The organism is Ensifer sp. Root127 (genome assembly GCF_001425225.1).
GTDB classification, from domain to species: Bacteria; Pseudomonadota; Alphaproteobacteria; order Rhizobiales; family Rhizobiaceae; genus Ensifer; species Ensifer canadensis.
The window spans coordinates 729,730-736,289 of sequence record NZ_LMDX01000023.1; the positions used below are offsets into that span (position 1 = coordinate 729,730).

Annotated in this window: 4 protein-coding genes; all 4 read right to left on the bottom strand. The window is 64.3% G+C overall.

The genetic code is table 11. The features are described from left to right. Positions 1-14: 14 nt before the first annotated feature. Complete coding sequence (hrpB, locus tag ASD03_RS25485; RefSeq protein ID WP_057217174.1) at positions 15-2,474, bottom strand: ATP-dependent helicase HrpB; 2,460 nt, start codon at positions 2,472-2,474, stop codon at positions 15-17. After that, positions 2,471-3,136, bottom strand: a complete 666-nt coding sequence (locus ASD03_RS25490; protein ID WP_025425372.1) for an ATP-binding cassette domain-containing protein — start codon at positions 3,134-3,136, stop codon at positions 2,471-2,473. Before ASD03_RS25490 ends, hrpB begins: the two co-directional genes overlap by 4 nt. Beyond that, positions 3,137-4,768, bottom strand: coding sequence for an ABC transporter permease (locus ASD03_RS25495; protein ID WP_051509141.1), 1,632 nt, complete (start codon positions 4,766-4,768; stop codon positions 3,137-3,139). It lies immediately after the preceding gene. 78 nt (positions 4,769-4,846) lie between these two features. Continuing rightward, positions 4,847-6,073, bottom strand: coding sequence for an ABC transporter substrate-binding protein (locus tag ASD03_RS25500; protein ID WP_025425374.1), 1,227 nt, complete (start codon positions 6,071-6,073; stop codon positions 4,847-4,849). Positions 6,074-6,560 lie beyond the last annotated feature (487 nt).

Below are 6,560 nucleotides of genomic sequence, written 5' to 3' on the forward strand. Positions count from 1 at the left end.
TCAAGGGTATTGCCTCATGTACCACGCGGTTTTGCCCGTGTCGTCGGCGCGGCCTCCGCCGGGTTCTCCGGCCAGGGGTGCTTGGGATAACGCCCGCGCATGTCGGCCCGGACATCCCGCCACGACCCGGCCCAGAAACCCGGCAGGTCACGCGTGGTCTGGATCGGCTGCCGGCCGGGCGAAATCAGTTCGAGCAGCAGCGGCAGCCGGCCATCGCCGATAGCAGGGTGTTTTTTGAGCCCGAAGAGTTCCTGCACCCGGATGGAGAGAAGCGGTTCGTCGCCGTCATAGTGGATCGGATGCCGTTGTCCCGTCGGCGCCTCGAAATGCGTCGGTGCCAGTTTTGCCAGCTCCCGCTGCCGGTCGTGCGGGACCAGCGACAGCAATCCTTCGGAAAGCGCGCCGGCCTTGATGTCGGCGATAGCGGTGACGCCGTGTTGAAACGGAACGAACCAGTCCTCGAGCGTCGCAAGCAGGGCTGCGTCGGAAACGTCCGGCCAGGGTTCGCCGAGCGAGCGATACAGGAAACCGATGCGATCGCGCAGTTGCATCGCCTCCTTGGAAAACGGCAGGACCGCCAGTCCAAGCTGGCGAACGCCATCGGCAAGCGCGCGTGCTGCGCTTTCGCCAGTCGGTCTTGGAAGCGGCGCCTCCTCGAAGATGATCGCACCCAGCCGGGTGACGCGGCGCGCGCGCACCTGGCGGCTCGCCCGGTCGAAGACGCTTTGCTCTTCCCGCACGATCGCTTCGGGCATATGCGCGTCGACGTCGGCGCGCGAAAGCTCGGCCGCCGCCAGCACGCGCTGGCCGCCGGCGCGGCCCGTGAGGTCGGCGATCACAAGCATGTTTGCCGCAGCGAGGCGCTCGGTCTCGGCGATCTCGGCCCCACGGCCGTTTGCCATCACGAACCGCCCACGGCCACCGCGCTGAAGCGCGATGCGGTCCGGGAAGGCGTGCATCAGCAAGGCGCCGGGCTGGACCGGTTCGCTCGACTTTCGCGCCCCTTTGAGTTCCGCCGCCATGCGGCGGGCAAGATTGCGCGAGGCTTCGGCGCGCTCGCCGCGCTCCTGGCGAAAGCGGCGCAGCCGGTCCTCCAGGTCGATGGCGTTGCCGCCAAGGCCTTGCTCCGTCAGCATGACCGCGAGCAGACAGGCCGCCTCGCCCTGGCCCTCCTCGGCCGCCGAAACCGCCATGGCCGCAAGGCGCGGCGGCAGGGCCAGATCACGGATCTTGCGTCCCCTTGGGGTCAGCGCGCCGAAACCATCGAGCGCGCCAAGCTCGCTCAGCAGCTTTCGCGCTTCCATCAGGGTCGTTTCCGGCGGTGGGTCGATGAAGGCAAGCGCTGCGGGATCGGTGACGCCCCAGTGCGCCATGTCGAGCAGCAGTCCGGAAAGATCGCTGGCCAGGATCTGCGGCGGCGTGAAGGCCGCAAGCGCTGCAGTCTGGCCGGCATGCCAGAGGCGGATGGCAATGCCCGGCTCCGTTCGCCCGGCTCGGCCGGCGCGCTGATCGGCCGACGCACGCGAGACGCGCACGGTTTCAAGCCGGGTGATGCCGGGCGACGCTTCGAAGACCGGCAGTCTCTGCAAGCCGCTGTCGATGACGATCCGCACGCCGTCGATGGTGATCGAGGTTTCGGCGATCGAGGTGGCAAGAACGATCTTGCGCGTGCCTTTCGGCGCCGGCCGGATCGCCGCATCCTGCTCCTTCTGCGTCAGGTTTCCGTAAAGCGGAACGACCGTCGTATCGGCTGTAAACCGGTCGGCAAGCCGTGCCGCCGTCCGGGTGATTTCGGCCTGTCCCGGCAGAAAGGCGAGGATCGATCCTTCTTCGCTGCGATGCGCCTCGACGATGGCGCGCACGACTGCGTCCTCGACGCTCTCGCCGCCGCGGTCCTGGTTGCGGATGTCGATGGGGAAACTACGCCCCTGGCTTTCGACGACGGTCGCGTCACCGAGCAGTTTTGAAACGCGCTCGACGTCGAGTGTTGCCGACATGACGATGATCCGGAGATCGTCGCGCAGCGCAGACTGGACGTCGAGCGCCAGTGCCAGGCCGAAATCGGCATCGAGTGAACGTTCGTGAAATTCGTCGAAGAGAACCGCGGAGACGCCCGCCAGCTCCGGATCGTCGAGGATCATGCGGGCAAAAACGCCTTCGGTCACTACTTCGATCCGGGTCTTGGCCGATATCCGGTTGTCGAGTCGCATGCGATAGCCGACGGTTTCGCCCACTTTCTCGCCGAGTAGCTCCGCCATGCGCCCGGCCGCTGCCCGGGCGGCGAGCCGCCGGGGTTCGAGCAGGACGATCTTGCCGCCGTCGAGCCACGGTTGCTCGAGCAGGAACAGCGGCACGAGCGTCGTCTTGCCGGCGCCGGGTGGCGCCGAAAGCACGACGGAGCGGGCCTTGTCGAGAGCTTCGGCGATCTCGGGCAGGACCTCGCGAACCGGCAAGGCGGGCAGGGTAAGCGTCACGATTGTCTCTCCGCTCCGATATGGATGAGCGCACCGCCGGCGGCGTCCGCGTCCGCGCGGTCATGGGTCACGAGGATTGTCGGCAGGCCTGCGGACCGCGCCTTCGCAAAGACCAGCTCGCGCGTTTGCTGGCGCAAGGCCATGTCGAGTTTGGAAAAAGGCTCGTCGAGCAGCAGCAGGCGCGGCTCGGAGAGAAGCACGCGTTGGAGCGCGACACGCGCCTTCTGCCCGCCCGAAAGCGTCTCCGGGTCGCGGTCGAAGAACCCGCCAAGCCCGCCTTCATCGAGCGCGTTTTCTGCCATCCGACGCCTGACGTCTCGGTCCTTGAACGCCTCGGGTATGGCAAAGACGATGTTGCCGCCGACCGAAAGATGCGGGAACAGCAGCGGATCCTGGAAGAGAATGCCGGTGTGGCGCTGTTGCGGCCGCAGCGCGATCAGATCGTCCTGCCCGAGCAGAACTGCACCGCTGGCGGTAAAGGCAGGGTCGAGAAATCCGCCGATATAGGCGAGCAGCGTCGACTTGCCGGAGCCCGACGGACCCATGATCGTCAGGACGTCGCCGGGCATGACCGTCGCCGAAACGGAAAGCAGCAGCCGGTCGGCCAGCCGGATCGTCACATCGGACAAAGTCAGAGGCATCGTCTTGCCTGGCGTTCGCATTCAGATCCTCATTGCCCGTCGGTGGCGGAATAGCAACTGCGGCACGAGCGATGCAATGAGAAAACCGAGAAACGGCAACAGTGCCTGAAGCAGCGCATAAACGCCGATGATGCGCCGATCTCCTCCCGACGAAAGCGCCACCGCCTCGGTGGTGATCGTCGTCACCCGTCCGGCGCCGATCAGCACGGTCGGCAGGTAGAGGCTGACGGAGACCGCAAAGCCGACGGCAAATGCCGTCAGGCAGGCGCGAAGCAGCATGGGCAGTCGAATGGTCATGAGGATCTTGAGTGGCGATTTACCCAGTCCCGATGCGACCTGTTCGTAGCGCCGGTCGAGCGCCCGCCAGGGCGGCGCTAGTGACAGAAGCACATAGGGCAGAACGAAGACCAGATGCACGGCGGCAACGGTGGCGATCGACGGCGAAAACCCCGCCATTGCTGCCAGGATCTGCAATCCAAACACGAAGGCGATCTCCGGGACCAGCAATGGCAGGAAGACGGGAAACCAGCGCTCGGCGGTGCCGTGAGCACTGCGCGATAGCAGGCCGATGGCGATCGCAAGTGCGAGGAGCGATGACAGCAGGGCGATGATGATAGTGTTGGCCAGAGGTCCGGCGAACCCTCCAAGGGCGCGTTGCCATGTTCTGAAGGTGAGGCTTGTCGGCAGACTATCAGGGAATGGCCACAGCCCTGCAATCGACCAGAGCGCCAGCAGGCCGAGCCCGGTAAAGATCAACGCCGCGGACAAGGTCGTGATCACGGCTGCGGTCCGGCGAAGAAGTCGGTCGTCACTCAGGCGTTTTCCCGAAGCGCTCAGGCGCCGGTGACAAAGACGACCGAGCCGTTCGACGCCGATCCAGACCACGATCGCGAACAGGCCGAGCGCTAGCTGCAGCACGGCGCCGGCCGAAGCGAGGAACCGGGCGCCGATGTCGTCGTCGGCCAGCCATTGGGCGATACGTACCGGCAATGTCGGCGGCAATCGGGGCCCAAGGATCATCGCGACGTCGATCACCGAGGTCGAGTAGACCAGCACCGCGAAGACAGGCAGGCGGATCTGCCGATAAAGCAGCGGCCAGAGCGCGATGATAAAGCCCGATACCCGGCCATAGCCGAGAGCTGACATCAAACGTCGCGCATTCGCCACGGGCAGCTGCGGCAGTGCCGCCAGCATTACCAGCAGCAGAAAGGGCATCTCCTTGGCAATAAGACCGGATATCATCGACAACCCGAGCGGATCGTTCGGCACGAGCCAGTCCGGCGGTCGGTCGAAGCCGGTGAGTTCGGGAGAGGCGAGCCGAATGAGAAAACCGGACGGCGCGATCAGGAAGGCGATCGCAAATGCCGATGCGGCGTGCGGAACGGCCAGCAGCGGTGAAAGCAGATGCTGGATGAAGGCGAAGGGTCGCGTTCCGGCGAAACCCGCGACAAAGGTGCAGACCACCATCAGGGTGACAAACGTGCTGATCAACCCTGCCGCCAGACTGATCAGAGCCGAGCGCAGGATATGCGGCTGGGCGACCAGCGCCTCGAAATGCCCGAGCGTGAGCTGCGTACCGCCGAGTGCGGGCAGGTAGCCGAAGGCCGGAAGCAGGGTGCCGGCGAGACCAGCCAAAACCGGCAGGCACAGCATGACCGCCACACCTGTGCCGATGCCCCGCTGCAGGGCGTCCCTCACAGGGATGTCCGTCGATGGCGCCGGCACTCGCCGTTAATTGGCGGCGCCATATCGGCGGATCCATTCGGTTTCGATCCGCGTCATCCAGTCGGGATGCGGTTCGGCAAGCGCCGGGCCGAGCTGATCGGGCGGCAATGTCGCCACCCCGAGATCGAGGGCTGCAAAGGCGGCACGGTCGGCATCCGGTAGTTTCACCATCGCCAGCACCGTCGGGTCACCCCAGTATTGGGCGTCCTGTTTGCGCAACTGCGCCTCGGGAGAGAGCAGGAAATCCGCAAGCAGCAGCGCGCCCGCACCAGCATTGGCGTTATAGGGAATGGCAACGAAATGGGTGTTGCCAAGCGTTCCGCCGGAAAAGACGAAGGAGCGGACGGTGTCCGGCAGCTCGCCATTGGCGATAGCCGCCGAAGCTTCGGCGGGATTGAAGGCGAAGATGATGTCGAGTTCCCCGTCGGCCAGCTTCTGCTTCATATCGGGGTAGTTCTGCGGATAGGCCTTTCCCTTGCGCCATAACAACGGCGTCAGCTGGTCGAGATAGGCAAAGAGCGGCGCCACATCCTGTTGAAACGTTGCCTCGTCCACGGGCTTCAGCAACTTGCTCCTGTTATCGATGAGCTCGATCAGCGCCTGCTTCAAGAACGAGGAGCCGGCGAAATCCGGCGGCTGCGGATAGGAGAAGCGTCCCGGATGGGCCTTTGCCCAGCCAAGCAGGTCTTTTGCCGATGTGGGCAGCTGCGCGGTTGGCGTGCGGGCCTTGTCATAGAAAAAGACCAGTTTGGCGCCGCCCCAAGGGCTTTCGAGCCCTTCCGTCGGTACGGTGAAGTCGGTGAGGATTGTCGGCTTCGTCTCGTGGTCGACATAGGCCCAGTTCGGAAGCCGGGTTGCCCAGCTGGGGCTGAAGAGCAGGCCCTGCCGCTTCATCGCGGCAAAGTTCTCGCCATTGATCCAGATGAGATCGACGGTGCCGGCAGCATCCTTGCCCGCCGATCTCTCCGCAAGCACGGTTGCGACCGCTTTGGCAGTGTCATCGAGTTTTACATGCACGACGTTGACGCCGTAGCGCGCCTTCATCTGTTCGCCCGCCCAGGCGATATAGGCATTGATATTGGCTGAACCGCCCCAGGCGTTGAAATAAACCGTCTCGCCCTTGGCCTCGGAAACGACCGAAGCCCAGTTGTCGATGTCGAAAGCGGCCGCCGGGCAGGCAAGGCTAAGTGTGGCGACGACCGCCGCTGCCCATCGTCTTACCCATCCGATCATGCTGCACTCCCCCGCATTCGTGTTTCGGCGCGAAGGTAAGCCAAGCGCCTGTGGCGTCAATGCGCGCCGATGGTGGCGACCGTCACGTTTCGGTGAAACGACGGCAGTCTCGATGAGCACGGTTTGCCGTGAAGATGGGCGTTTTCCGCCGGGTGGGCGGCCTTTTTGCGAAGCTCCTAAGGAGAGGTAAGCGTGAGCGACGGCGTTTCCCTGGCTCTTGGCAACGCTTTTCGACCGATTGGCGAATGATTCTGGTTCTGGTTTTGCTGGTTTGGTGGTTTCGGCTGGGCTGTTGATAACTCTCGCTTCCAATTCGTGTGTATTTTCAGAGTGTTGTTCGATCTTGTCGATTTTTTGCGATTGCCTGTTGACGTGTTCGGTGAGTGGGGTCTATAAGCCCGATCACTGAACGAGGGCGGCGGCGCTGCTGGCGACGATGTCCTTCGTTTTAAGGTTTCCTTGATTGGCGGATGCTGATTGGTCGGGA